25 protein-coding genes are annotated in these 22,277 nt (G+C 62.7%); 7 read left to right on the forward strand and 18 right to left on the reverse strand.

From position 1 onward, the window contains the following. Positions 1-10 precede the first annotated feature (10 nt). The 4 genes from M2427_RS21560 to M2427_RS21575 are packed head-to-tail and all read right to left on the reverse strand — an operon-like array spanning position 11 to position 6,226. Positions 11-3,163, reverse strand: a complete 3,153-nt coding sequence (locus M2427_RS21560) for an efflux RND transporter permease subunit (RefSeq protein ID WP_280708646.1) — start codon at positions 3,161-3,163, stop codon at positions 11-13. Continuing rightward, positions 3,160-4,236 (reverse strand): efflux RND transporter periplasmic adaptor subunit, encoded by a 1,077-nt coding sequence (locus M2427_RS21565; RefSeq protein ID WP_280708648.1) that lies wholly within the window; start codon positions 4,234-4,236, stop codon positions 3,160-3,162. Before M2427_RS21565 ends, M2427_RS21560 begins: the two co-directional genes overlap by 4 nt. Next, on the reverse strand, positions 4,233-5,357 hold the full coding sequence (locus tag M2427_RS21570) for an efflux RND transporter periplasmic adaptor subunit (protein ID WP_280708650.1): 1,125 nt from the start codon (positions 5,355-5,357) through the stop codon (positions 4,233-4,235). The genes M2427_RS21565 and M2427_RS21570 overlap by 4 nt, the downstream gene beginning before the upstream one ends. After that, positions 5,354-6,226 (reverse strand): sensor histidine kinase, encoded by an 873-nt coding sequence (locus M2427_RS21575; protein WP_280708651.1) that lies wholly within the window; start codon positions 6,224-6,226, stop codon positions 5,354-5,356. Before M2427_RS21575 ends, M2427_RS21570 begins: the two co-directional genes overlap by 4 nt. Before the next feature lie 212 nt (positions 6,227-6,438). Between M2427_RS21575 and M2427_RS21580 the strand changes: the two genes are divergently transcribed. Beyond that, on the forward strand, positions 6,439-7,101 hold the full coding sequence (locus tag M2427_RS21580) for a TetR/AcrR family transcriptional regulator (protein ID WP_280708652.1): 663 nt from the start codon (positions 6,439-6,441) through the stop codon (positions 7,099-7,101). Positions 7,102-7,149: 48 nt separating this feature from the next. On the opposite strand, the gene M2427_RS21585 is transcribed toward M2427_RS21580, so the two are convergent. Both M2427_RS21585 and M2427_RS21590 read right to left on the reverse strand, forming a co-directional pair. Further along, on the reverse strand, positions 7,150-7,806 hold the full coding sequence (locus M2427_RS21585; protein ID WP_280708653.1) for a TetR/AcrR family transcriptional regulator: 657 nt from the start codon (positions 7,804-7,806) through the stop codon (positions 7,150-7,152). A 10-nt stretch (positions 7,807-7,816) separates the two neighbouring features. Further along, positions 7,817-8,254: a hypothetical protein gene (locus M2427_RS21590; protein ID WP_280708654.1), complete on the reverse strand. Its 438-nt coding sequence runs from the start codon at positions 8,252-8,254 to the stop codon at positions 7,817-7,819. Positions 8,255-8,762: 508 nt separating this feature from the next. Here M2427_RS21590 and M2427_RS21600 point away from each other — a divergent pair. The 5 genes from M2427_RS21600 (at position 8,763) to M2427_RS21620 (ending at position 10,909) form a co-directional block, all read left to right on the forward strand. Further along, positions 8,763-8,969, forward strand: a complete 207-nt coding sequence (locus tag M2427_RS21600; RefSeq protein ID WP_280708656.1) for a hypothetical protein — start codon at positions 8,763-8,765, stop codon at positions 8,967-8,969. Beyond that, positions 8,966-9,124, forward strand: coding sequence for a hypothetical protein (locus M2427_RS21605; protein ID WP_280708657.1), 159 nt, complete (start codon positions 8,966-8,968; stop codon positions 9,122-9,124). Before M2427_RS21600 ends, M2427_RS21605 begins: the two co-directional genes overlap by 4 nt. Positions 9,125-9,129: 5 nt before the next feature. Beyond that, the gene (locus M2427_RS21610; protein WP_280708659.1) at positions 9,130-9,366 is read left to right on the forward strand and encodes a hypothetical protein; all 237 of its coding nucleotides are present in this window, start codon (positions 9,130-9,132) and stop codon (positions 9,364-9,366) included. A gap of 64 nt (positions 9,367-9,430) precedes the next feature. Then, positions 9,431-10,006 carry a hypothetical protein gene (locus M2427_RS21615; RefSeq protein WP_280708660.1) on the forward strand — a complete coding sequence of 192 codons (576 nt, stop codon included), beginning with the start codon at positions 9,431-9,433 and terminating at the stop codon, positions 10,004-10,006. 294 nt (positions 10,007-10,300) lie between these two features. Further along, positions 10,301-10,909: a hypothetical protein gene (locus M2427_RS21620; RefSeq protein WP_280708662.1), complete on the forward strand. Its 609-nt coding sequence runs from the start codon at positions 10,301-10,303 to the stop codon at positions 10,907-10,909. Between the two features lie 279 nt (positions 10,910-11,188). Here M2427_RS21620 and M2427_RS21625 read toward each other — a convergent pair whose 3' ends face one another. The 12 genes from M2427_RS21625 to M2427_RS21680 all read right to left on the reverse strand — a co-directional run bounded on the left by M2427_RS21625 (position 11,189) and on the right by M2427_RS21680 (position 20,525). Further along, positions 11,189-12,223: a Gfo/Idh/MocA family oxidoreductase gene (locus M2427_RS21625; protein WP_280708663.1), complete on the reverse strand. Its 1,035-nt coding sequence runs from the start codon at positions 12,221-12,223 to the stop codon at positions 11,189-11,191. A gap of 6 nt (positions 12,224-12,229) precedes the next feature. Further along, entirely contained in the window at positions 12,230-12,679 is a 450-nt protein-coding gene (gene aroQ / locus M2427_RS21630; protein WP_280708664.1) for a type II 3-dehydroquinate dehydratase, read from the reverse strand. A gap of 13 nt (positions 12,680-12,692) precedes the next feature. Further along, a complete protein-coding gene (locus M2427_RS21635) occupies positions 12,693-13,439 on the reverse strand; it encodes an amino acid ABC transporter ATP-binding protein (RefSeq protein WP_280708665.1) in 747 nt (248 codons plus the stop codon). A gap of 61 nt (positions 13,440-13,500) precedes the next feature. Further along, positions 13,501-14,328: a transporter substrate-binding domain-containing protein gene (locus M2427_RS21640; protein ID WP_280708666.1), complete on the reverse strand. Its 828-nt coding sequence runs from the start codon at positions 14,326-14,328 to the stop codon at positions 13,501-13,503. A 51-nt stretch (positions 14,329-14,379) separates the two neighbouring features. After that, on the reverse strand, positions 14,380-15,036 hold the full coding sequence (locus M2427_RS21645; protein ID WP_280708667.1) for an amino acid ABC transporter permease: 657 nt from the start codon (positions 15,034-15,036) through the stop codon (positions 14,380-14,382). Positions 15,037-15,046: 10 nt separating this feature from the next. After that, positions 15,047-15,715 (reverse strand): amino acid ABC transporter permease, encoded by a 669-nt coding sequence (locus tag M2427_RS21650; RefSeq protein ID WP_280708668.1) that lies wholly within the window; start codon positions 15,713-15,715, stop codon positions 15,047-15,049. Positions 15,716-15,766: 51 nt separating this feature from the next. Then, the gene (locus M2427_RS21655; protein ID WP_280708670.1) at positions 15,767-16,621 is read right to left on the reverse strand and encodes a shikimate dehydrogenase; all 855 of its coding nucleotides are present in this window, start codon (positions 16,619-16,621) and stop codon (positions 15,767-15,769) included. Positions 16,622-16,637: 16 nt separating this feature from the next. Continuing rightward, a complete protein-coding gene (gene aroE, locus M2427_RS21660) occupies positions 16,638-17,465 on the reverse strand; it encodes a shikimate dehydrogenase (protein WP_280708671.1) in 828 nt (275 codons plus the stop codon). A gap of 9 nt (positions 17,466-17,474) precedes the next feature. Beyond that, positions 17,475-18,710, reverse strand: a complete 1,236-nt coding sequence (locus M2427_RS21665) for a CoA transferase (protein ID WP_280708672.1) — start codon at positions 18,708-18,710, stop codon at positions 17,475-17,477. After that, on the reverse strand, positions 18,707-19,177 hold the full coding sequence (locus M2427_RS21670; protein ID WP_280708673.1) for a MaoC/PaaZ C-terminal domain-containing protein: 471 nt from the start codon (positions 19,175-19,177) through the stop codon (positions 18,707-18,709). The genes M2427_RS21665 and M2427_RS21670 overlap by 4 nt, the downstream gene beginning before the upstream one ends. A 12-nt stretch (positions 19,178-19,189) precedes the next feature. Next, positions 19,190-19,576, reverse strand: coding sequence for a VOC family protein (locus M2427_RS21675; RefSeq protein ID WP_280708674.1), 387 nt, complete (start codon positions 19,574-19,576; stop codon positions 19,190-19,192). Positions 19,577-19,580: 4 nt separating this feature from the next. Continuing rightward, positions 19,581-20,525 carry a ketopantoate reductase family protein gene (locus M2427_RS21680; RefSeq protein WP_280708675.1) on the reverse strand — a complete coding sequence of 315 codons (945 nt, stop codon included), beginning with the start codon at positions 20,523-20,525 and terminating at the stop codon, positions 19,581-19,583. Positions 20,526-20,627: 102 nt separating this feature from the next. Between M2427_RS21680 and M2427_RS21685 the strand changes: the two genes are divergently transcribed. Further along, on the forward strand, positions 20,628-21,608 hold the full coding sequence (locus M2427_RS21685) for a LysR family transcriptional regulator (protein ID WP_280708676.1): 981 nt from the start codon (positions 20,628-20,630) through the stop codon (positions 21,606-21,608). Positions 21,609-22,277 lie beyond the last annotated feature (669 nt).

The following is a 22,277-nucleotide window of genomic DNA, read 5'->3' on the forward strand; positions in this document are numbered from 1 at the left end:
CATCACCCTGTCAACCATGCGGTTCGAGAGCGGCCTCCGGCACATCGTGCGTTGGCGTCCATTCCATCGAAGACGGATCCGGCTCCGGAGCCCTGGTCTCCTGCGCGGCGTGGTCATCGCTGCAATCGGGATGGATTCTGAACCACGCCACGTAGAGGGCCGGCAGAAACAGGAGCGTCAGCAACGTGCCGACGATGATTCCGCCCATCATGGCGTAGGCCATGGGCCCCCAGAAAATCTCGCGGGCTATCGGAATCAGCGCGAGGCTCGCGGCAGCTGCGGTCAGCAGGATCGGCCGCATACGGTGCTCGGTGGCTTCGACCACGGCTTCCCAGGCTGGCCACCCCTCTTTCTTGAGGTCCTCGATCTGCACAATCAGGATCACGGAATTGCGGACCAGGATGCCGATGAGCGCGAGCACGCCCAGGATCGCCACGAAGCCCAGCGGCGCCCCGCTTGGAAGCATGGCCATGACCACACCGATCAGCGCGAGCGGCGCGACTGCAAAGACCAGGAAGAGACGCGCGAAGCTCTGCAGCTGCACCATCAGCACGGTGGCCATGACGAACAGCATGAGCGGAACGACGGCGACGATCGGAGACTGGCTCTTGGCACTTTCCTCAACGGAGCCACCGATTTTCACTGAATACCCCGCCGGCAGCTCCCGCGTGAACTCGGCCACCTTCGGCGCAAGCCGGTCGACGATCGTCTTCGGCTGAACGCTGCCGACGACGGCCGCCTTGAGCGTGATGGTCGGAATCCGCGCGCGGCGCCAGATCGTCGGCTGCTCGAGTTCGTAGCGCAGATTGGCGACGGCGCCGAGCGGCACGGACTGGCCGCCAAGCCCGGTCAGTTGCAGATCGCGCAGCGTATCGATCGAGGCACGCTCCGGCGCGGTCGCCCGCCCCGTGACATTGATAAGATAGATGCTGTCGCGCACCTGGGTGACCGGCGTGCCCTCGAGCACGGAGTTCAAGGTGGTGGCAATGTCTTCCGAAGTGACGCCGAGCTGGCGCGCCTTGTCCTGGAGCACGTCGACCTTGACGACGCGCGCAGGCTCCATCCAGTCGAACACCACGTTGCCGAGATCGGGGCTGGTGCGTACGATCCCGGCAAGCTTCTGGGAGAGGTCGCGGACCTTGGCGATATCAGGTCCGCTCAGACGATACTGCACCGGGCGCCCGACAGGGGGGCCGACCTCGAGCAGCTTCACATAGGTGTCGGTGCCCGGAAATGTAGTCCTCAGATAGTCCTCGAACTGCGCCTTGAGACGGTCGCGCGCGGCAATGCCTCCCTTGGTCACAATCACCTGCTGACCGAACCAGCTATTGGCGGTCTGAAGATCGAACGACAGCACGAAGCGCGGCGCGCCGGTACCGACATAGGTCGACCAGTGCTCGACGGACGTGTTGGTCTGGAGCTGCTCGCGCTCGAAGCGCGCCATCTGCGCGTTGGTGTCGGCAATCGAGGCGTTCTGAGGCAGGTTCCAGTCGATCACGAGTTCGGCGCGGTCCGACGACGGGAAGAACTGCTGCTGCACGAACTGCAGCCCGAACATGGCGAGCAGGAAGGCTCCGACAGTCACCGCGATGGTGCTCCAGCGATGATGCATGCAGAAGAGAAGCAGGCGCGCGAACATCTGCGCCAGTCGCCCCTTCTTTTCGTGATGCCCCTTCATCCTGGCCGGCAGGATGGTGACGCCGAGAAGCGGCGTGAACAGCACGGCGACGATCCACGATACGAGCAGCGAGACCGCGATCACGACGAACAAGGTGAAGGTGAACTCACCGGCATTGCTGCTGTTCAGGCCGATCGGGATGAACCCGGCCACCGTGACCAGCGTGCCCGTCAGCATCGGGAACGCGGTCGAGGTATAGACGTGGGTTGCAGCCTTTTCGATCGGATCGCCGATCTCGAGCCGCGCCACCATCATCTCCACGGCGATCATGGCGTCGTCGACGAGCAGCCCGAGCGCGATGATGAGTGCCCCCAGCGAGATGCGCTGCAGCGAGATGCCGGCATAGGCCATCACCACGAAGGTGATGGCCAGCACGAGCGGAATGGCGATCGCAACCACGAGGCCGGCGCGCATGCCAAGGCTCAGGAAGCTGATGCCGAGCACGATGATGACCGCCTCGAACAGAGCCTCGGTGAAGCCGGACACCGCGTGCTCGACCACGACAGGCTGGTCGGCAACGAGATGCACGCCGACCCCGATCGGGAGGTCGGCGATCACCTTGGTCATCTGCTCCTTCAGCTTCTCGCCGAACTCGAGAAGGTTGGCGCCGGACTTCATGCCAATCGCGAGCGCGATCGCCGGCTGGCCGTTGTACCTGAAGAGTGTCCTGGCCGGATCGACATAGCCGCGCGTGATCGTCGCGACATCCGTCAGCGGGAAGAAGCGGTCGTTGATGCGAAGATTGACCGCCTTCAGGCTCGCCTCGGACGTGAACTGGCCGTTCACGCGAACGCTGATCCGCTCCGGCCCTTCCTGGAACACCCCGGAAGGCGCAACCGCATTCTGCCCTTGCAGCGAGTTCATGATCGAGTGGACGTCGAGACCCAGCGCCGCGATCTTGCGGGTGGAGAATTCGAGGTAGATCACCTCGTCCTGTGCTCCGAGAATGTCCACCTTGCCGACATCCGGGACCGTCAGCACCTTGGCGCGGATGTCCTCGACCTCGTCTCGGAGCTGGCGCTGGCTCAGGCCGTCGCTGGTGAAAGCATAGATGTTCCCGAACACGTCGCCGAAGCGGTCGTTGAATCCGGGTCCGATCACGCCTTGCGGAAAATCGCCCTTGATATCCGCGATCATGTTGCGGACGCGCACCCAGGTCGGCTTCACGTCAGCCGCCTTGGTCGAATCCCGCAAATAGACGAAGACCGTGGTCTGACCGGAGACGGTCACGCTCTTGGTGTAGTCGAGCGACTCCAGCTCTTCGAGCTTCTTCTCGATCCGGTCGGTGACCTGGCGCGTCATCTCCTCGGGCGAGGCGCCCGGCCACTGGGCCTGGATGACCATGGTCTTGATGGTGAAGTCAGGATCTTCCTGCCGCCCCAGTTGGAGATAGGCAAAGAGGCCGGCCGCCATGAAGGCGATCATGAAATACCAGACGAGCGAGCGATGGCCGAGCGCCCAGTCGGAAAGGTTGAACGACTTCATGGTTCTTGATCCTGTTCGATGCGGACATGCTGTCCCGACTTGAGGCTGTGGACTCCGGCCGTGACCACGCGGGCGCCGGGCGCAAGCCCGCCGGTGACGCGGAACCCGGTCTGATCGACGGCAACGTCGATCCTGTGCCGCGATACGGTGTTGGCCGGCTGGTCGACCACCCAGACGAAAATGGCGCCGTCCTCGGCAAGCACGGCTGAGGCCGGCAGACGCAAGATCGGGCTTTGATCCTTGCCGAGCTTTGCCGTGATGGTCGCGCCGAGACGGAAGCTCTCAGGGGGGGTGTCCAGCGCAATCCGAACCCGGCGCAGGCGCGTCAGCGCGTCTGCCTGCGGCGCGATCTCGCGAATCCGGCCTTCGACTTGCACGGCCGGAAGAAGTTGCAGGCTGACCGTGAACGGCAATCCGACTTCGAGCGGCGCCGGGAAATCCTCTCCGATGTCAACGACTGCCTCGCGAATGTCGGGCCTTGCGACCGTGACCACGCTTTGACCGGGCGAGACCACCTGGCCGACTTCAGCGCCGACGGCAGTGACGACCCCGCCGAAGCCGGCCTTGATCTGGGCGTAGCCGAGTTGCTCGATCGCCTTCGTCAGGTTGGCTTGCTCCTGCGCGACGGTCGCTTCGGCGCCGGCGCGGGCCTGTTCGGCATTGTCCAGCATCTGCCTGGTCGTCGCATCGCTGGTAATGAGGGTGCGCTGGCGCTCTTCCGCGGCTCTTGTCGTCGCAAGCTGCGCCTGTGCCTTGGCAAGCTGCGCCTTGGCCGCCCGCACGGCGAGATCGAGCGCCGTGGGGTCGATGGTGCCGACGATCTGTCCTTCGCTGACGAGATCGCCGACGTAGACGGGACGCGAGGTGAGCCGCCCCAGCACACGGAAGCCGAGATTGGTCTTGTAGCGGGGCTCGACCACGCCGATGGCAACGGCGCTGTCCGTGCGGTTAGGCTCGAGCAGCATCGACAGCACAGGCCGCACGGGCTCCGGTGCCTTCGTCTCCTGCTGACAGCCGGCGAGCAGCAATGTCGACGCCAGCACCGCCGTGATCATCGCGACCTGGATCTTCATGATCGGTCTCCTTCATAGGTCACGGGCTGGCCGACGCTCAGCAGCTTGCCGCCATCGACGACGACGCGCTCGCCGGGCTCGAGCCCCGCCTTGATCAGCACCTCGCCGGCCTCGTAGCCGCCGACCGTGACCGGTTTCAGCGACGCCGTCCGCGTCGCCGGATCGACGGTCCAGACCGCCGGCCTCTTGCCGAGCGCCATCAGCGCGGTCCAGGGCAACGCGATCTGCTTTTGTGCCTTCGTCCGGACGGTTCCTGCGATGGCGCTGCCGAGCGTCATCGCGGCCGGTGGATCCTGGATCGATACCTTGACACGGATCGTCGAGCTCTTCGCGTCGATGGCCGGGGAAACTTCCCGCACCAATCCGGAGGCCGTCACGGCTGAATCCGAAACCAGCGCCAACGCAACGCGGCGGCTGTCGGTTTGGCCAAGGAAAACGGACTCGTAGACGTCGAACACGGCATCCCGCTCGCCGTCCTGTGCCAGCGAGAACACGGGTTGTGCGGCCGGCACGACCTGGCCGACCTCGAGATTTCGCGCAGTGATGACGCCGTCCGCTTCGGCGCGCAGGACGGTGTAGCCAAGCGCGTCCTTGGACGTGCCGAGTTGCGCTCTCGCTGCGTCCAGTACACCTTCCGCTGTTCGGAGCCCTTCCTGCGCCTGATCGTAGACCGTGCGAGTGGTAAAGCCGCTTGTGATCAGGGCCTTCTGCCGCTCGAAGGTGGCCTTCGCCACACGCAGTTGAGCTTCCGCAGAGGCCACAGCCGCCGTCGCTGCATCGACATCAGCCTGCTGTTCGGCGGGATCGAGCAGCGCCAGGACCTGGCCCGCATTGACATGCGCACCGACATCCACCATGCGCGCAATCACGCGCCCGCTGACGCGAAACGAGAGATCGGCGCGGAAACGCGCCTGGACCTCACCCGTCAGCGTCATGGGACTCTGCCGGTCGCGTGGCTGCACGACGGCGGTTCGGACGATCGCTGCACTGGCGCCCACGGGAGCGACCTGGTCCTTGCAGCCGCCGAGCGCAGTCGCGACGAGCGCGACGAACAGCAGGAGAGCCTTCGGCCTGCCCTGAACTCGGGCAGATCGGGTTGGAAATGAAGACTGTGACCTCATCGCGCATCCGTGTGATTGCTGGGTGACAAGAGCCCGCCGAGCGCATCCGCTACCTGACGGGAAACAGCCAGGTCGCCCTGCTGCTGGCAAAACAGGTTTGAATTAAGCGGTCTTGCAACGGGGCCGCTGTCGTGACCCGGACCAGGGCCGCTTCGCGTCAGCTTCATCTGATCGGAAACAAGCCCTTGCTTTCGCCGCGGCAACTTCATCTGACGCGTCGCGATCGTCCAGTTCGCTGCCCGCTCCCGCTCGGTCAGCGGAAACGACAGCACGACCGAGGTGAACTCGGTGCCGAACCCCTGCTCGATCCGGCCGCCGAGAGCCCTTGCGAGCTCCCTGATGATTCGAAATTCGCGCTCGGAGGCGTGGCGCGCCGACCGCGAGCCGTTGTCCGCAATCACACAGTTCGCCACCGAGCCGATACGGGCCAGCTTGATCTTGACCTGGCCGGCGCGCGCATCGAAACACGAGTGCCTCGCCGCATGGGTCACGAGCTCGTGGACGATCAGGCCGAGCCGCCAGCAGCGTTCCGGCTGCAGTGCCAGGGATTGGGTCGCGAACGCCAGCTGGATGTTCATTCGGTCGAGCAGCGCCCGGCGCATGCCGCAACCCAATTTGCGGAGATAGGTCGCGGCGTGGATCAGGGCGTCGCCTGCGGGCATCGTCAGCGCCCGGTGCACGTCGGCGTAGCCATGCAGCTGATCGACGACATCGCTCAAGGCGCGCTTGGCCTCCGTCCCTTCAACACGGACGGCCGCGGCCGCGACCAGATCGATGGCCGAGGCAACGCCATTGGCGACCCTGTGATGCAGCTCGCGCAGCAGGATGCCCTCCTGCCGAGTCAACGGGTCCAGGTTGGACAGAGTCACGACACTCTCCTTCGTGGGTTCGGATGATCGGGAGCCCAACGCCCGACCTTTGCGGGCGCCCGATCATCCGGTGTAGCCGCCGAAGCCGATCCGGGAAGCGGCATCGGCGCATTATTAAACTATACCGTATATTTTCTTTTTCTTGCCTTTTCCCGCAGCCCGTGTCAAGCGAGAAGAAGACGCGCACAGAGTCGTGATTGGGAGTTCGAAGAATGAAGAAGACCAGCAGCCCGAAGCGGGGCCGACCGTCCAAAGATCTTGCCGGTAACGTCCAGGCCCGCATCATCGATGCGGCCCAACAGCTGTTTCTCGAGAAAGGCTATCGAAGCGCGAGCATCGACGACATTTCCGAGATGGCTCCCGCGAGCAAGCCGACGATCTATGCTCACTTCGCCGGCAAGGAGGCATTATTCGCAGCCGTGGTTGCGCGCACCATCGACGAATTGACGGATTTCGACGGCTTCACGCCGGACGGCCGCACGATCCAGGACAAGCTGACGAGTCTGGGAACGGCAATCATCGAGAAGTTCATCGAGGAGTCGGTGGACGTGGTGCGTGTCACGATCGCCGAGGCACGGCATTTTCCCGAACTGAGCCGCAACGTGCACGAGGCCGCGAGAGAGCGCTCGATGAAGGCCGTATCCCGGCTTTTGGAGGAGGCAACGCAAAAGCTCGCGCGAACCCCCAAGGGCCCGTTCAGCCCCAAACGTGGCCTTGCCACCGCGCAGATCTTTCTGGATCTGATCCTGCTCCCGATGCTGTTTCGATCTCTGCTCGGCGACACCTCGAAAGATCTGAAGAAGGAACTGCCGGCATTCATGCGCGAACGGGTCGGTTTCTTCCTGGCAGCTTGCGAGACCGATTGGCCGCACTAGCGAACGCCGCCTCTCATGCGGCCCCGATAGTCCGGCGGGCTGCGGAGCTTATCTCTGTCCGACCGTCCTCAGCCGTCGCTCTGCAGCTATGTCGATGGATCGCGCTGGTGGCGCGCGGCGTAGCGCAGCCACGCAAAAACTCATCATCTCGTCGAAGCTCGGACGAAGGGTGCCCAGACAAATCCGCGATGGACTGAGATACGCCTCCATCGCTTCCAGGAGGCAACAGGTCAATGCCATCGGACTGCCTCCGTTCAGTTCGCCGCTAGCTTGCCCCGCGGCGATGATCGGCCTCAGAATCCCGCGAATCCGATCTGCGTGAGACAGAACTATCGGCCAGCCTTCACGGGTAGCCAAGGCCAGCAGCTCGTGCAGCCTGCGATCCCTCGTACGCCTTTGTTCATTGAGCTCGACCATTGCCGTCAAGCTTGCGGCCAGGCGCAGCAAAGGCGATCCTTCGCTGTTCGCAGCCTCCGCCGCTGCCTTGGTGAATTCATCAAGGAACTCAGCGACCACGGCTTCCTCGACGGCCCGCTTCGACGGAAAGAAGCGATAGACGTTGGCCGAGGACATCGACGAGCTCCGCGCGATGTCGGCCACCGTGGTCTTCCTGTGGCCGATCTCGCGATAAAGATGGATCGCGGCCTGCACGATGCTGCGTCGTGTGCTCTCGGATCTGGACCTGTCTTCGATCGGCTCTCGCATTGTTTGCTCCTCAGGGCAGCGGAAGATTCAGCAATTCGCACCGGCAGGCTTCGCCGAAATCCCGCAATGGATCCATTTCCTCGATGAAGTCGGGCAGGTCCACGAATGTGCGGTTTGGCAATAGGTAAGTCTCGATGATCATGCGGCCGGCCCGCTCGGCCGCATGAACGACCTCGTCGCTCGACAGGATCCGCATGCGGCCGACGAGGGTATAGAGACTGACGAGTTGCGGGATTTCCGCTTTGTCGCTGACGAGCGCGTCGGCATACAGGCGGGAGGCCTCCTCGATGAAGCTCCTGTACAGCCGCTCGCGCTTGGTGAAGGAGCGAGCGTGATGGCGGTCGCGCTGCCTGCGGCGGCGGCCGAACCATCCAGTCAAGATTGTCGAGACCGCACCGAAGGCCGAACCTCCGAACGCGGCAAGAGCGGGGATATACGCCGTGCTCATCTGATCACTCCCAGTTCCGGCGAGCGGCGCGGACGGACATCAGCGCATCCCCAGCGTCATCGCCGAGAGCCTGCCGCCCCGCCGGCCAGCGGTCCTATCTGTTCCGTGCAGATCCCGTCGTGGCATGATCGAACACCGCTCTGCAGGCTTCGCTCAAATCGGATTTCTTCAGCCTCAGGCAGGCCTCAACACCCGTGGGATCGGGAATGTAGGCGCTACACAAACGGAAAGCGTCGGGCGTGCACGCCGCTCTCTGTTCCGGCGTGCCGCGATTCTCTTGTGCGAATGCCGTCGCACCGACGAGCGACGCCATCGTGGCGACGAGCGCCAGCCTGTACCTGATCATGTCGGATCCTTTCTCCGGTTGAGACATCTCGTTCGACGGAAGACGACACGGTGTCGCCGTCCGAAAATCACGAACACGCGCTTGTGAGCCCCTCGCCTTGACACCCTGCGCCGCTCGTGGTTTATATAAACTATACGGTGTATTTTATTAAGGAGACCGAGAATGTCAACCCTGCTTTTGTCGCTCATGAGAGAGAATCCGCTGCCGGGGCTCGCCGTCGCCTCGCTCAACCTGATCGTGGCGCTGTCGCTCGTCGGCGTGAGCCTCGCGCTCGGAATTGCGATTTCGCTGATCGCCTGGGTGCATACGCTCGCCGACCGCGAACCGGCGCCGGCGGCACATAGGCCCACGCGGAGGACCTTCGCATGACGCCGATGCTGCTGCTGTCGCGCCACTGCATCATCTACTGGGTCAACGTCTGGATCGCGCCGATTGAATGCGCGTTCGACTTGATCGAATCGGAGCTCGAGCGCCGAGGAATGGCTCTCGAACTCGCCGACGACAAGGCGCTCCGGGCGGCCTGAGCCTGATGACCGATAGTTCCGACATGCTGAATTTCATAGAGGTCTTCAACGTGATGAATGTCGATCCGGACACCGGGCACGCGGTTTGGAGCGGACTTACGGGCTCCCGGTCGGCGCTTCAGCGCGACGGGTTCATGGTCGACCCGAAGGCGGGCGCCTTGTGCCCCAAAGAGTGGCTCGACGAGCGCGGCTATCTCGACGCCGAGCTCGCGCGCCAGCATCCCCGGCCGTGGGGCATCTGACAATGAGCGAGACTCGTTGGTCGATCGAGAGCCGGCCGTCGTGAGCAGGCGATCCGTTCCAAGGATGCGCGCAAGCGGATCGATCGATCCCATCCTTCCGCTGCGCGGCTATCTGCTGTCAGTCGGCGGCGCGTTGCTCCTCCTCCTCCTGGCAGCCGATTGGGTGTTGCCGGCGCCGCTGCCCAACCGATTTGCGCAGTCAGAACCCGCGATGCCGCCAATCCGCATCCACTCTGCCGTGAAGCAGCCGGAACGGATCGTCATCGATACCAATCAGCTCCTGCCCAAGCCTTCGGACAAGGAGATCAGCACGGTTGCGTCGCAGCCCGGCAGCCTGGATGAGACCAATGCCGCGCAAAGCACCAACTCGCCGATGCCGGTCGATGACGGCGAGAGTCGTCCATTGACATCAATGACCGCGCAGGTGCGTGACAGCCTGGCGCAGTCGCCACCCGGTCAAGGTCCGGGATTGAGCCATGGCGACGCCGGCTCGCGGCCGAGGCACGAGCCTTCTCGCGCAAGACGCGGGAAGAGACCGCAATTCGCGCGGCATTCGACGCCTGATCGCAGGCTCGGCTGGTGCGGCGCAGCCTGTCGCAATGATCGCAGCGACACCTTCACGCTCTTTCGCCTGAACTAGAGACCTCACGCTTGGTCTTGGCAAGGTGGTCCACGACTATCTGCAACAGCCGGCCGGGCGTACGCGCATGGCCGCTGAGCAAGCTTTGGTCTTCTGAGGCATTCCGTCTCCTCGGCGCGAGCCGATCGCGAGATACAGAACGGCCGCGGATGAACCACCGAACGGTCAGTATTCCCTTCTCATCTCGCGGCTTGAGGGGATGCGACGCAGGAAGAGATGACCGTTGACTCAGGTCAACACGAGCAAGGCCGAGTTCGACAATTATTGCAGCGCGACTAGTCAATGGAGATGGTCATGTCAGAGCAGAGCAGCGTGCATTTTTACCTGAATTGGGCCAAGGAGCGCATCGACGAGATGGATGCCGCGCTCGCCTCGTTCGAGGTCAAGGCTGGCGAAGCCAAGGCCGGGTCCGAGGTCAAGGCCAGTCAAATCATCGACGATCTGAAGAAGCGACGCGACGAATTCCAGGCACAGCTCAAGACCCAACGGGAAGCCGGCGAAAGCGCCTGGGCTCGCGGCAGAATGGAGCTTGAGAAGCAATGGAGCGGTTTCGAGGCGCAGATGAAGACCTACTTCGAAAGCGCCGGCAAGCAGCTCGAACAGCAGCAGGCCACCTTCAAGGAGATTGCCTCCGCGCAAGCCAACGCCTGGCGTGACGCGGCGGACAAGTTCCGCGATGCGGCCGGCAAGGTCGCAGCAACTCACACCGGCGACTTCGATGCCGCGCTCAAGCAGTTGAAATCCGATGCTTCCGAGGCGGAGGCGCGTCTACAAAAACTGAAGCAGGCGGGCAGCGAGTCATGGTCAGTGCTGAGCGCTGCGCTGGCGGAATCCAGGAAGGCATTCGATCAAGCGAACCAGGCGGCTTGGAATGCGTTGAAAGGCCCGGGTGCGAAGATCTGAACTGCGTTTCTTATAGGACAGCCTGGCTGGAAGTTGCTCTGTGAGAAAAGATCGCGGCTCCTGCGCGTGGACCAGTCAGCGTTCCAGGCGCATGAGATCTCGTTGTCGTGCATGATCTTTGCGAAGACCGCCGCAAACTTCTGCGTCCTTCCTCGCGCGTCGATCATTAACTGAGGCGCGAAGCGCTTTGCCCTCGGGATGTCATTTGTGTTTCTGCTTAACTGTCTGTTACACTCGCGATTGGAGTAAAGCGTTGTCCGCCAAAATGCTTTCCTACAATCAAACCGATACGATATCCCCGGTTTCCGCTGCGCGTTTGACCGCGTCGATCACTCTGAGGGTCTTCAGTCCCTCGCGCCCGCTCACCACAGGTTCGGTCGTGCCGCGGATCACCCCACAGAAGTTTGCGATCTGCAGGCCAAGCGGGTCTGCCTTCTCGTAGTTCAGCCGCTCGCGCTCAATCGGCGCCCACCAGCTGGCCTTGCTCGGGTGATGCCATAGATCCAGCTGCGGAATTGCGAGCGATGCTCTGGTGCCGCCGATCTGGTAACAGGCCTCCTGCGTGTGACTATAGGCAGGGTTCTCACCGGCCGTGAATTCCCAGCTCCAAGGCGACTGGATGGTGTCGGAGACATTGACCGTGCCCAGCGCGCCCGAGGCGAAGTGCAGGAGGATCGCCGCGGTCTCTTCAACCGCGTTGCCCCGCAGCCGGTTGGATTGGGCAGCCTGGACCGCGACGATATCCCCGCACAGGCATCGCAGCAGGTCGACATCGTGGATGAGATTCAGGAAAACGGGCCCCGCCCCTTTCTCGCGGCGCCAGGCCGCATCGAAATAATCGTCCGGCTTGATCAGCCAGAACATGCCATGCACCGACACGATCGGGCCGAGCCGGCCGCTGTCGATCTCTGCCTTGGCGCGCTGGATCATCGGATTGTGACGACGATGATGGCCGGTGAGCAGCGGCACGCCCGCGCGCTCGGAGGCCTCGACCAGGCCCTGGGCAGCAGCGACGTCATCCGCTAACGGCTTCTCGATCAGCGCCGGGATGCGAGCCGCGATACAATCCATTCCGTTGGCGACGTGCATCTGGTTGGGAGTGGCGACAACCACGCCTTCCGGCCGATTTCCGGAAAGCATGTCCTGAAAGGACGGATACCAATCCACCTTCAGCGAAACCGCCAACTCTCGTGCCGCCGGCGCCGGATCGACGATCGACGACAGCATCGCCTCCGGCCGCGCGAGAATGTGCTCGATATGTCGCTTGCCGATGAGACCCGCTCCCATCACCGAGAGGCGGACGGGTGCGCTCATGCGATGCTATCCCTTCTTCTCGTCAAGCAGCCTGGCCACACGACGCAAGCCGAGCAGATACCCCTGGGTGCCGAAGCCCGCGATGACCCCATCAGCCCGTTTGGACACAAACGAATGGTGACGGAATTCCTCGCGCTTATGTACGTTGGAAATATGCACCTCGATCACAGTCCCTTCGAACGTATTCAAGGCATCCAGGATGGCGACCGACGTGTGGGTGAAAGCGGCGGGATTCATCACGATCCCGGCAGCCGTCTCGCGCGCCTCGTGGACCCAGTCGATCAGCTCGTATTCCCGGTTGGATTGATGGAAGCGAATCTCCAGGCCAAGCTCCCGGGCCAGCGCCAGGCAATCCCGCTCCACATCCGCAAGCGTCTCGTGACCGTAGATGTGGGGCTGGCGTTTGCCGAGCAAATTGAGATTTGGGCCGTTGAGGACGTAAACAAGACGACTCATGAGAGAACTCCGTTCAGTGATGGGCAAGGATCTCGCCGAGGAACTGCCTGGTGCGGGCGTGTTGGGGATTGCGGAAGAACGCCTCGGGCTCGCCTTCTTCGATGATCTGCCCTTCGGCCATGAAGATGACCCGATCGGCGACCTGGCGGGCAAAGCCCATCTCGTGGGTGACGCAAATCATGGTCATGCCATCGTTGGCGAGGCCGATCATCGTGTCGAGCACCTCCTTGACCATTTCGGGGTCGAGAGCCGAGGTCGGTTCGTCAAACAGCATCACCTTGGGCTGCATGCAGAGCGCGCGCGCGATCGCGACGCGCTGTTGCTGACCGCCCGAAAGCTGCGCCGGATACTTCTCGGCCTGGTCACCGATGCGCACGCGTTCGAGGTATTTTCGTGCGGTCGCTTCTGCCTCGCTCTTGCCGATGCGGCGCGCGCGGATGGGTGCGAGCATGCAGTTCTGCAAGACTGTCATATGCGGAAAGAGATTGAAGCTCTGAAAGACCATGCCGACGTCCTGACGCACGACATCGATAGCCTTGATGCTGTCGTCAAGCCGATGACCGTTCACCACGATGCTGCCCTGCTGGATCGGCTCGAGGCGGTTGATACAACGGATCAGCGTCGATTTGCCCGACCCGGACGGACCGCAGAGCACGATCTTCTCGCCCTTGCGCACGGTGAGATCGACGTCGCGGAGAGCTTGGTACCCACCGTACCACTTCTGCACGCCCTTCATTTCGATCAGGATGTTGTCCTGCATGGATTCGGCTCCGCTATCGGACGGCGGCCAACGCGGATCGCGCGTCGGCCGCTCGCAATGGCTACTGAACTGTGAAGGGAACGCCGGGGACCGTCTCCGGGAAGATCGGCACGGGGGCCTTCATCCACTTGGCGTAGAAGCTCGCCAACTTGCCGTTCGACTTGATTTGGTCGATGAACTTGTTGGCCGTCTCGTTCCACTCCTTGTCTCCGAGGCGCGTACACGCTCCATTGTACAGAGCCATGAAGTGAAGCTTGGGTTCGAACCCAAGTTCGGGCTTTGCGGCGTTCAGACGCTGCGGGTAGAAGCTGTTTGCGCCGACGGCCTGTACCTGGCCGGAGATCAGCGCCTGAATCGTGGCCGCATCATCGTCAAACCTGCGGATTTCGGTGCCTGCTGGCGCGTTATTGGTGACCTGGGTGTCCTGCGTGGAGGACCTCGGAACGCCGATAACGAACTTGCTCATGTCGGCATTGCTGTTGATCGGGGTGGCCTGGGCCGCGACCAGCGTAATCTCGTTGGCAACATACGGCTTGGAATACTGCACCGCCTTGGCGCGCTCGGGCAGCATGGCCATTGTAGCGAACAGAATGTCGACGCGGCCCGTGGTCAGCGCCGGAATGCGATTGGCCACCGCCAGCGGAACGAACTCGGCCTTCACGCCGAGATACTCGGCGAAGGCGCGCCCCATATCGGCATCGATGCCATCCTGCTTTCCCGAGCTATCGACATAGCCCCACGGGGGATTGTCGCCCTGAATGCCGATGACGACGACACCCTTCTTCTTCACGTCGTCCAACGTGCCGGCCTGCGATTTGCCTGCGACGGCGACGGCCGCCAATGCCATTAGCGCGACCCCGAACTGGCGACGATTGAGTGAAAACAACATGAGTATCTCCTCCTGATGATGGCTGTTTATGATTGAGCAGGTGCGCCGTTCCTACCTTTGACTGGCCAGGGCGAGCCTGGCCTCCATCCGGCTGCCCCACCACGACAGTGGCCAGCAGAGGATGAAATACATCGCGCCGACCACGCCGAAGACGAGCAACGGCTGGAAGGTCTGGTTCGATACGATCTGACCGGCGCGGGCAAGTTCGATGAAACCGACGATGGCGGCGAGCGACGTGCCCTTGATGAGCTGCACGAGATAGCCGATCGTCGCCGGCAGCGAGATGCGGATCGCCTGCGGCAGCACGATGTCGCGCATGCGGGACGAGTAGTGCAGTCCAAGCGCCATCGCCGCCTCGGTCTGCCCGCGCGGCACCGCCTGGATCGCTCCGCGCCAGATCTCGCCAAGGAAGGCCGAGGCGTTCACGGTGAAACCGATCGCCACCGCGACGAACGCGTCGAGCTTCAGCCCGGTCAGCGCCAATCCGTAATACACGACGAAGAGCTGCAGCAGCAGCGGCGTGCCCTGGAATACCCCGATGTAGATGCGGGTGATCCATTCCACGCCCTTGTGACCGCAGGTGCGCAGCAATGCGACGGCGAGCCCTGCCGTGCAGCCGCCTGCGAATGCGACCAGCGTCAGCAGCACCGTCCATTGCAGCCCACGCAGCAGGAAGCCGAACTCGGGAAGACCAAAATGCGGTGTCATGATCGCCCCCTCAGCGTGTCGGATAAGAGAAGAAGCGGTGAGAGATGACCGCAAAGCCGAGCATCAGCAGCCAGGAGATCGCGAGATAGAGGAAGGTGACGGAAAAATAGACCTCGAAACTGCGGAACGTATCGCTTTCGATACGCTGCGCAACCGACGTCAATTCGTAAGCCGATACCGCCGAACAGATCGACGAGGTCAGCGTCAGCATGATGAACTGACCGGTGAGCGAGGGGTAAATCGCGCGAAGCGCGGGCTTGAGCACAATGAACCGGAACACCTGCCCTTTGTGCAGTCCGAGCGCGTAGCCCGCCTCTATTTGTCCCTTGTGTATAGACTGGACGCCGCCGCGGATGATCTCGATGGCATAGGCGCCCCCATTGACACCGAGGGCGATAACGGCGGTCGCGGTTGGATTGAGCTTCAACCCGATGAGCGGCAGGGCGAAGAACAGAAAGAAAATCTGCACCAGGAAAGGCGTGTTGCGCACGATTTCGACGAATCCGATCACGATGGCGCGCAACCAGGCTGCCCTCGCATCGCGTGCCGCGACGCCGGCGACACCGATCACCATCGCGAGCGTCATGCCGGCAAGCGCCAGGCCCAACGTGCCCACGCACCCCCACAGCAGGGCTGGCATCGCGTGCCAAACCACCGAGAAATCGAGCGTGTAGCCCATCTTGCGTTTCCTCTCGGGCGTTGTGCGTGCCGCTCGCCCATCGGCCTGACGTCACCCTCCCAGGGAGGCAAAAGTGGCGAAGAAAACGTCTGGATCAGGTGAGATGTCCGTGAACAGGCGAAATGCTTCGGTCCCCTGGAAGATCGCCATGCCTCCGCCATCGACGGTACGGCAGCCCAGAGCACGCGCCGCCCTGAGCAGCGCGGTTTCCAGCGGGAAGTAGACGATCTCGGCGACCCACAGATCGGGACGCAGCAGAGCCGTCGGCAGCGGCGTGCCGGGATATTTGTCCATGCCGATCGGCGTCGCGTTGACGATTCCGTCAGCGGCAGCGACTTCCGCGGCGACATCCTGACCAGCCCTCATGCGCCCCTCCACAAATCGGGGAGACATGCTGTTTACCAAACTCTGCGCTTTGGCCAAGTCGACATCGATAATGCTCAGTTCCTGCACGCCGAGCTTCATGAGCGCGAAAGCGACCGCTGCGCCTGCGCCGCCCGCGCCGAATTGGACGACCCGACCGAGCGGCGCACCCTGCATATTGCGGCGAAAGTTCTCGGCGAAGCCGAACCAGTCGGTGTTGTGGCCGGTCATTCGGCCGTTCCTGATGACCACGGTGTTCACGGCGCCCAGCGCCTCCGCGTCGGGCGAAAGCGCGTCCAGCAGCGGAAGAATCGCCTGCTTGCAGGGATGGGTCACGTTCAGCCCGTCAAAGCCCATCCGCTTTGCCGCCGTCAGCAATTCCGGCAGCGCTTCGGCACCAAGTTTCAACTCAGTCAGGTCAATCTTCTTGTAGAGATAGCGGATGCCCGCAGCGTCGGCGGCAGCTTCATGCATAGGCGGAGTGCGGGACGCGGCGATGCCGCTCCCAATCAGACCGACGAGAAAGCTGGACTTCTGAAGCATGCTCGGCATCGCCCCGTCAGCTCAAAGGAACAGTCAGCTCGGCGATGACCTGAGCCGTGCTCGGTCGAACGCCGCGCCACCAGGCAAAAGCTTCCGCCGCCTGCTCGACCAGCATGCCGACGCCGTCGGCCAGCTTGGCGACGCCTTCGGCGCGGGCCGCCTGCAGAAAGGGAGTTAGTCCCTTGCCATAGGCAAGTTCGTACGCCAACTTCGCACCGCGGAAGACATTGCCGGGAAGCGGCGGCATCTCACCTCGCAGGCTGGCCGATGTCGCGTTGACCACGACGTCATAACCCTCGGCAAGATCGGCCAGCTCAGCATAGCCGCTGACGATCAGGGGACCACAACCGGCAAACTCTTCGGCCAATGCCACAGCCTTCGATAAGGTACGATTGACGAGGACCAGCTCGGATGGCTCCTGGCGCAGGAACGGCAGCAGCGCGCCACGCGCCGCGCCCCCGGCGCCGAGCATCAGGACGCGCTGGCCGGCCATTTTTACCCCGAGATTCACGGTGATGTCGCGCACTAGGCCGATCCCATCGAAATTCTCGCCAATGATCCGATCGCCATCGAACTTCAGGCAGTTTACGGCGCCGGCGCGGTCGGCGCTCTCTGAAAGCTCGTTTGCGTAGGCGAAGGCATCAAGCTTGAATGGGGCGGTGATGTTCAGCCCCTTGGCGCCCTCGGTGCGGAATTGATCGACGCGTTCGCTGAAGCCACCGAGGGGTGCCTCGATCGCCTCATAGACGAGGTCCTGTCCTGTCATTCTGGCGAAAGTGCCATGGATGAGAGGTGATTTGCTAAAACCGATCGGATTGCCGATCACCGCATAACGATCGCTCATGGCTCACTCCTACACCGCGGCTTCGCTAAAGAGAACGCCGTCGTGCACCATTTCGTCGACCTGTTCAGCAGAGAACCCCAGCGAGGCTGCGATGCGGCGGTTATCCTGGCCGAGTAACGGCGCGGGCGTGCGCACCGTCGTGTCGCAATCGGAGAAATGAAACGGCAGGTTGGGCAGCGTGACCTTGCCGAGCACAGGATGCTCCTGCTCGACCAACATGCCGCGCGCATGGATCTGCGGATCCTTCACGACTTCCGCGATGGTCTGCACGGGGGCGGACGGCACACCGGCTTCGTCGAGTGCCGCGAGGCATGCATCCCGAGACGGCTGCGACAGCGTCCACTTGCGCACGATCTCCATCGCCTCGGCATAATGGGCGTTACGGGCAGCGGGCGTGGTGAAGCGCTCGTCGGATGCCAACGTATCTCCCCCGATCAGGCTCGCCAATCGTCGCCACGCATCATCGACCTGCGCGGCGATGACAAGATTGCCGTCCTTTGCCGGAAAGACGCCGTAGACGGTCGAGTCCGGCTGTCCGCTTCCAGTCTGCTTCGGCAGGTCGATACCGCCGGAGAGGAAGTAGCGCTGAACCGCATAGTCGTGCATCGAGACCATGCAGTCGTACAGCGCCAGATCGATGTGTTGGCCGCGTCCGGACGACGCGCGGCCGACCAGCGCGGCGTTGATGGCAGCCACGCCGTGAATGCCGGTGTACATATCGGCCAATGGCATCCGCAGCAGCGGCGGCGCTTCACCGGGATTGCCCAGTTGCGCCAGAGCGCCCGACATCGCCTCTGCGATCAGGCCGAAGCCCGGGCGGTCGGCATAGGGACCGGTGTGGCCATAGGCGGAAACCGAGCAGTAGATCAGTTTGGGATTCCGCGCCGAGAGCGCCTTGTAGCCAAGCCCGAGGCGCTCGAGCGCGCCGGGGCGGTAGTTCTCGATGAAGACGTCGGCCGTGTCGATGAGCTTCATCATCATGTCGAGACCGCGCTTGTCGCGCAGGTCGATGCACAATCCCTGCTTGCCCATGTTCTGCTGCAGGAAGTAACCAGATTGTCCGTCCTTAAAATAGCCATGGGCGCGGCCCGCATCGCCTTGCTTCGGACGTTCCACCTTGATGACCTCTGCGCCCATCGCGGCGAGGCAACGGCCCATGAACGGGCCTGCAAGGAAATGGCTGTAGTCGATGACGCGAATGCCTTTGAGCGGCAGGTTCTGGAGCGGCAGATCTTGCGCGGTCATGCCTGCTCTCCTGCGGCGTTGGTCTTCGGGCGCATCGGAATCATCAGCCGGTGCTCGCCGAGCTGCACCACTTCGCCGCGTTGATTGATCAGCTCTGAGGGTAGCACCACGATGCCCCACCCTTCCCGCTTCGTGGTGCGCATTGAACCAACGCGGAACTTCACGTGCACGGTATCGCCGAGCTTGATCGGCAGCTTGAAATCCCACGTCCAGCCCAGCGACATTCCCGGAAGGAATCGGTAGTCGGCACGCGTCTTCAAACCATCGGCCAGCGACAGGCCAAACAGCCCGTGCGCGACTCGCGTGCCGAACGGTGTGGTCTTGGCGTATTCCTCGTCGACATGAACAGGCGTGAAATCGCCGGTCAGTTCGGCATAGGCATTCACCATCGCTTCGGTGACCGTCACGGCAGGGGTGACGCATTCGTCGCCGACCTTGGCATCGTCCCAGTAGCGCTCATCGCTCATGTCGCGTGTTCCTTAGGCCCGTGGATTGATCGCCAGCGCAGCTTCCACGGCGCCCGCACTGGCTTGCAAGATTTCGACGTTCAGCCCGCCCGGCAGCTCGAGCCAGTTTGGCCCCGCGGGTAACGCCTTGGCGCCCCAGGCGGCGGCACGGGCGAGCACACCTTCGTAATCGTCGACCATGATGCCGAGATGGGCGAGGCGCCCCTCCGGCCCGGCAAAATGCGGATCCTCGATGAGTTGCACGCTTCCGAGCACCCAGACCTGCCGCGCGCGCGCGCCATCGGCGGGCTGCTCGTCGCGAACGGCAAGACCGAGCACCTCTCGAAAGAAGCCGACGTGACGATCGACGTCCGGCACGCGGATCGCGACGTGTTCGACGTAAGCGCGGGGCAACGACATCGTCTCAGGCCTTTCCCGGATAATCGCTGCGGGCGTACTCAATCCCTTTGACCAGCGCGACGAGGGTGGCGTTGACGGGGGTCGGCACGTTGAGCTTGGCGCCCCAACGCACGACCGAGCCGTGAATGTAATCGACCTCGGTGAGATTGCCGGACTGCAAGCTCTGCAACATCGACGTCTTGAACTCGGGCGGTAAGCCGGCAGACGCCATCGTCCAGGCAAGGCGCGGATCGGCAATCGAGATCTTAACGCCGGCAGCTTGCGCCACCGCGATGCCCTCCGAGATTGCGGCCAGCGCGCAATCTTCCAGGATCGGCAGCGAATAGAGACCGCCATAAGTCAGGCCGGTAACGGCGGTGATTCCGCCACCGGCGACGTTGATGAACAACTTGTCCCACATCGTGCCCATGATGTTGTCGCTGAGCAGTGTGAGGACGCCGGCGCGATTGAACGTCTCGGAAATTCGCTGTGCGCGTTCGGTCAAGCGTCCATCGAGCTCGCCGATGATGGTTTCCTTGCCGACGACCCCGGAGCGAACATGACCGGGTCCGAGCAGTACGCCGCCAACATAGGTCTTGCCTGCAATGACCCTGTGACGACCGACTTCCTCCGAAAGGATGTCTTCGTGGCCAAGGCCGTTTTGCAGCGACATCACAACCGTCTGCGGCCCGATGACCGGCGCTGCCGCCCGGATCGCATCTCGCGTGTGATAGGATTTGACGAGGACGATGACGAGGTCCGCCACGATGCCGACCTGGCTCGCGGAGGTACAGGCCGAGATCTTCACGACCGTCTCGGCATCGCCTTCGAGCATCCGCAGACCACGGGCATTGATCGCGTCGACATGAGCCTGAAACGGATCGATCAACCAAACCTCGGTCCCGCCGCGCGCCAGCGTGCCGCCGATGGTCGAGCCCAAGGCTCCCGCTCCGACAAAGCAGATCCTCATCCGAACGCTTCTCCCTCGCCGATTTTGGCGTTGGAAGCGTGCTAGCAGGATGCGTAGTATTTGGATATGCTATGACACTTATAACCATTATTGCAGATCGCAATGAAGCAACGGGATCCGTCCGAGACGAACCTTTTGGAGCCGCGCCTGCTCCGGCTGTTTGACGCGCTGTTCTCCACCGGCAGCGTCACCAAGGCCGCCGAGAAGCTCGGTCAAAGCCAGCCGACGATTTCCATCTGGCTGGCGCGCTTGCGAAAGGAATTGGACGATCCGCTCTTCATCCGGTCGGCGGAAGGAATGCTGCCGACCCCGCGCGCCGAGGCTCTCATCGGTACGGCCAGACAGGCATTGGAGATGCTGCGTCGTCTGGCGGAGCTTCGCTCCGAGTTTGATCCCGCGAGCGCCAAGCGCCGCTTCGTCATCTGCATGACCGATGCGAGCCACATCACGCTCCTGCCCGCCATCCTCGCGCATGTTCGTCGCGTCGGTCCCGGCATCCGCATCGAAGCAGCACAGATCGGTGCCGACACCCCCCGGATGCTGCAGTCTGGCGAGGCCGATCTGGCGCTCGGCTACATCTCGGACCTCGACGCTGGGCACTTTCAACAGGCACTTTTTCCGCAGGATTGGGTCTGCCTGGCGAACGCAAGACATGCCCGGATCCGCGACCGCATCACAGCAAAGGATTTCAGGCGTGAGGCGCACGTCCTCATTCGCTCCGGCACAGGACATCAGTTGCTCGCGGACGCGCTGCGGGAGCAGCAGATGGTCCTTGACGTTGCGCTCGAGCTACCGGGCTTTTTGGGGCTACCCGCAATCGTCGGGACGACCGACCTGATCGCCACCCTTCCAAGGCACATTGGCGAAACGCTGGCTCACTACTACGGACTCAACGTGCTCAACTGTCCGCTGGCGATCTCCGGCTTCACGGTAAAGCAATATTGGCACGCCCGTTTCCACCACGATCCGGCAAGCCAATGGTTGCGTGATGTATGCGCGGAGCTTTTTCAACAGCAGGAAGTGCGAGGTCTACATCGTTCCAGTCGGCCGAGGAAGCGAAGGCCATGCGATTTGCCATCGTAGTCGAGAGCGTCTAGGACGCCTCCCACAATTCGGTTTCTCGTTCTGCGGCGAGCGATGTCCGACCGCGGCTTGGTGGGCGCACCAGGGCTCGAACCTGGGACCCGCTGATTAAGAGGCGTATGATTTCGACGAACAATCAATGGCTATTCCGACAAGCCCACCCACATACCGGCATTGAAGCCGCAACAGCTTTACACTTTGTCGGAATGGCTGGTCGCTATCCTCTCGGAGAGATGCGTAAAGTATCGAGGGTTCGAGCCGCTGGAGCGCTACCGACCCCCGCTGCTAGGATTCTCTTTGTTCTCAAATTGCGCCGGCAGCATTCTGTCGATGCGCGAAGAAGGCCCCGCGGGACTCCACCTCCGACACTTGAGCTCTTCTCCCTCTGCGGCAGACAATAAACTCGCTGCTCTCGCCAGTGTCGGTCTGTCCAACCATCCCGCCTGCCCTGCTCACATTGGCTGTGGCGAGATTTTTCTTGATCTCCCGGTGCACACGTTGTGCACGCGACGCCTTCTAACCATTTGAAACACCTGAACTCTCGCTCCAATCCGTCATGGGGAAGTTTCAGCTAGGCCCAGCAATCTATGTCCGACTGGAGCCAATCAGATCGAGGTTCATCCAGAGCCCCTATCCCATGAGCCCACTGAGCATTCCCGCCTCCGCTAC

Source organism: Bradyrhizobium sp. BR13661 (assembly GCF_029892425.1).
Lineage (GTDB): Bacteria > Pseudomonadota > Alphaproteobacteria > Rhizobiales > Xanthobacteraceae > Bradyrhizobium.

Bases quoted from the DNA above. Each gene is read 5' to 3' on its own strand.
- M2427_RS21560 (WP_280708646.1), bottom strand. From the start codon at position 3,163: ATGAAGTCGTTCAACCTTTCCGACTGGGCGCTCGGCCATCGCTCGCTC.
- M2427_RS21565 (WP_280708648.1), bottom strand. From the start codon at position 4,236: ATGAAGATCCAGGTCGCGATGATCACGGCGGTGCTGGCGTCGACATTG.
- M2427_RS21570 (WP_280708650.1), bottom strand. From the start codon at position 5,357: ATGAGGTCACAGTCTTCATTTCCAACCCGATCTGCCCGAGTTCAGGGC.
- M2427_RS21580 (WP_280708652.1), top strand. From the start codon at position 6,439: ATGAAGAAGACCAGCAGCCCGAAGCGGGGCCGACCGTCCAAAGATCTT.
- M2427_RS21585 (WP_280708653.1), bottom strand. From the start codon at position 7,806: ATGCGAGAGCCGATCGAAGACAGGTCCAGATCCGAGAGCACACGACGC.
- M2427_RS21590 (WP_280708654.1), bottom strand. From the start codon at position 8,254: ATGAGCACGGCGTATATCCCCGCTCTTGCCGCGTTCGGAGGTTCGGCC.
- M2427_RS21600 (WP_280708656.1), top strand. From the start codon at position 8,763: ATGTCAACCCTGCTTTTGTCGCTCATGAGAGAGAATCCGCTGCCGGGG.
- M2427_RS21605 (WP_280708657.1), top strand. From the start codon at position 8,966: ATGACGCCGATGCTGCTGCTGTCGCGCCACTGCATCATCTACTGGGTC.
- M2427_RS21610 (WP_280708659.1), top strand. From the start codon at position 9,130: ATGACCGATAGTTCCGACATGCTGAATTTCATAGAGGTCTTCAACGTG.
- M2427_RS21615 (WP_280708660.1), top strand. From the start codon at position 9,431: ATGCGCGCAAGCGGATCGATCGATCCCATCCTTCCGCTGCGCGGCTAT.
- M2427_RS21620 (WP_280708662.1), top strand. From the start codon at position 10,301: ATGTCAGAGCAGAGCAGCGTGCATTTTTACCTGAATTGGGCCAAGGAG.
- M2427_RS21625 (WP_280708663.1), bottom strand. From the start codon at position 12,223: ATGAGCGCACCCGTCCGCCTCTCGGTGATGGGAGCGGGTCTCATCGGC.
- aroQ (WP_280708664.1), bottom strand. From the start codon at position 12,679: ATGAGTCGTCTTGTTTACGTCCTCAACGGCCCAAATCTCAATTTGCTC.
- M2427_RS21635 (WP_280708665.1), bottom strand. From the start codon at position 13,439: ATGCAGGACAACATCCTGATCGAAATGAAGGGCGTGCAGAAGTGGTAC.
- M2427_RS21640 (WP_280708666.1), bottom strand. From the start codon at position 14,328: ATGTTGTTTTCACTCAATCGTCGCCAGTTCGGGGTCGCGCTAATGGCA.
- M2427_RS21645 (WP_280708667.1), bottom strand. From the start codon at position 15,036: ATGACACCGCATTTTGGTCTTCCCGAGTTCGGCTTCCTGCTGCGTGGG.
- M2427_RS21650 (WP_280708668.1), bottom strand. From the start codon at position 15,715: ATGGGCTACACGCTCGATTTCTCGGTGGTTTGGCACGCGATGCCAGCC.
- M2427_RS21655 (WP_280708670.1), bottom strand. From the start codon at position 16,621: ATGCTTCAGAAGTCCAGCTTTCTCGTCGGTCTGATTGGGAGCGGCATC.
- aroE (WP_280708671.1), bottom strand. From the start codon at position 17,465: ATGAGCGATCGTTATGCGGTGATCGGCAATCCGATCGGTTTTAGCAAA.
- M2427_RS21665 (WP_280708672.1), bottom strand. From the start codon at position 18,710: ATGACCGCGCAAGATCTGCCGCTCCAGAACCTGCCGCTCAAAGGCATT.
- M2427_RS21670 (WP_280708673.1), bottom strand. From the start codon at position 19,177: ATGAGCGATGAGCGCTACTGGGACGATGCCAAGGTCGGCGACGAATGC.
- M2427_RS21675 (WP_280708674.1), bottom strand. From the start codon at position 19,576: ATGTCGTTGCCCCGCGCTTACGTCGAACACGTCGCGATCCGCGTGCCG.
- M2427_RS21680 (WP_280708675.1), bottom strand. From the start codon at position 20,525: ATGAGGATCTGCTTTGTCGGAGCGGGAGCCTTGGGCTCGACCATCGGC.
- M2427_RS21685 (WP_280708676.1), top strand. From the start codon at position 20,628: ATGAAGCAACGGGATCCGTCCGAGACGAACCTTTTGGAGCCGCGCCTG.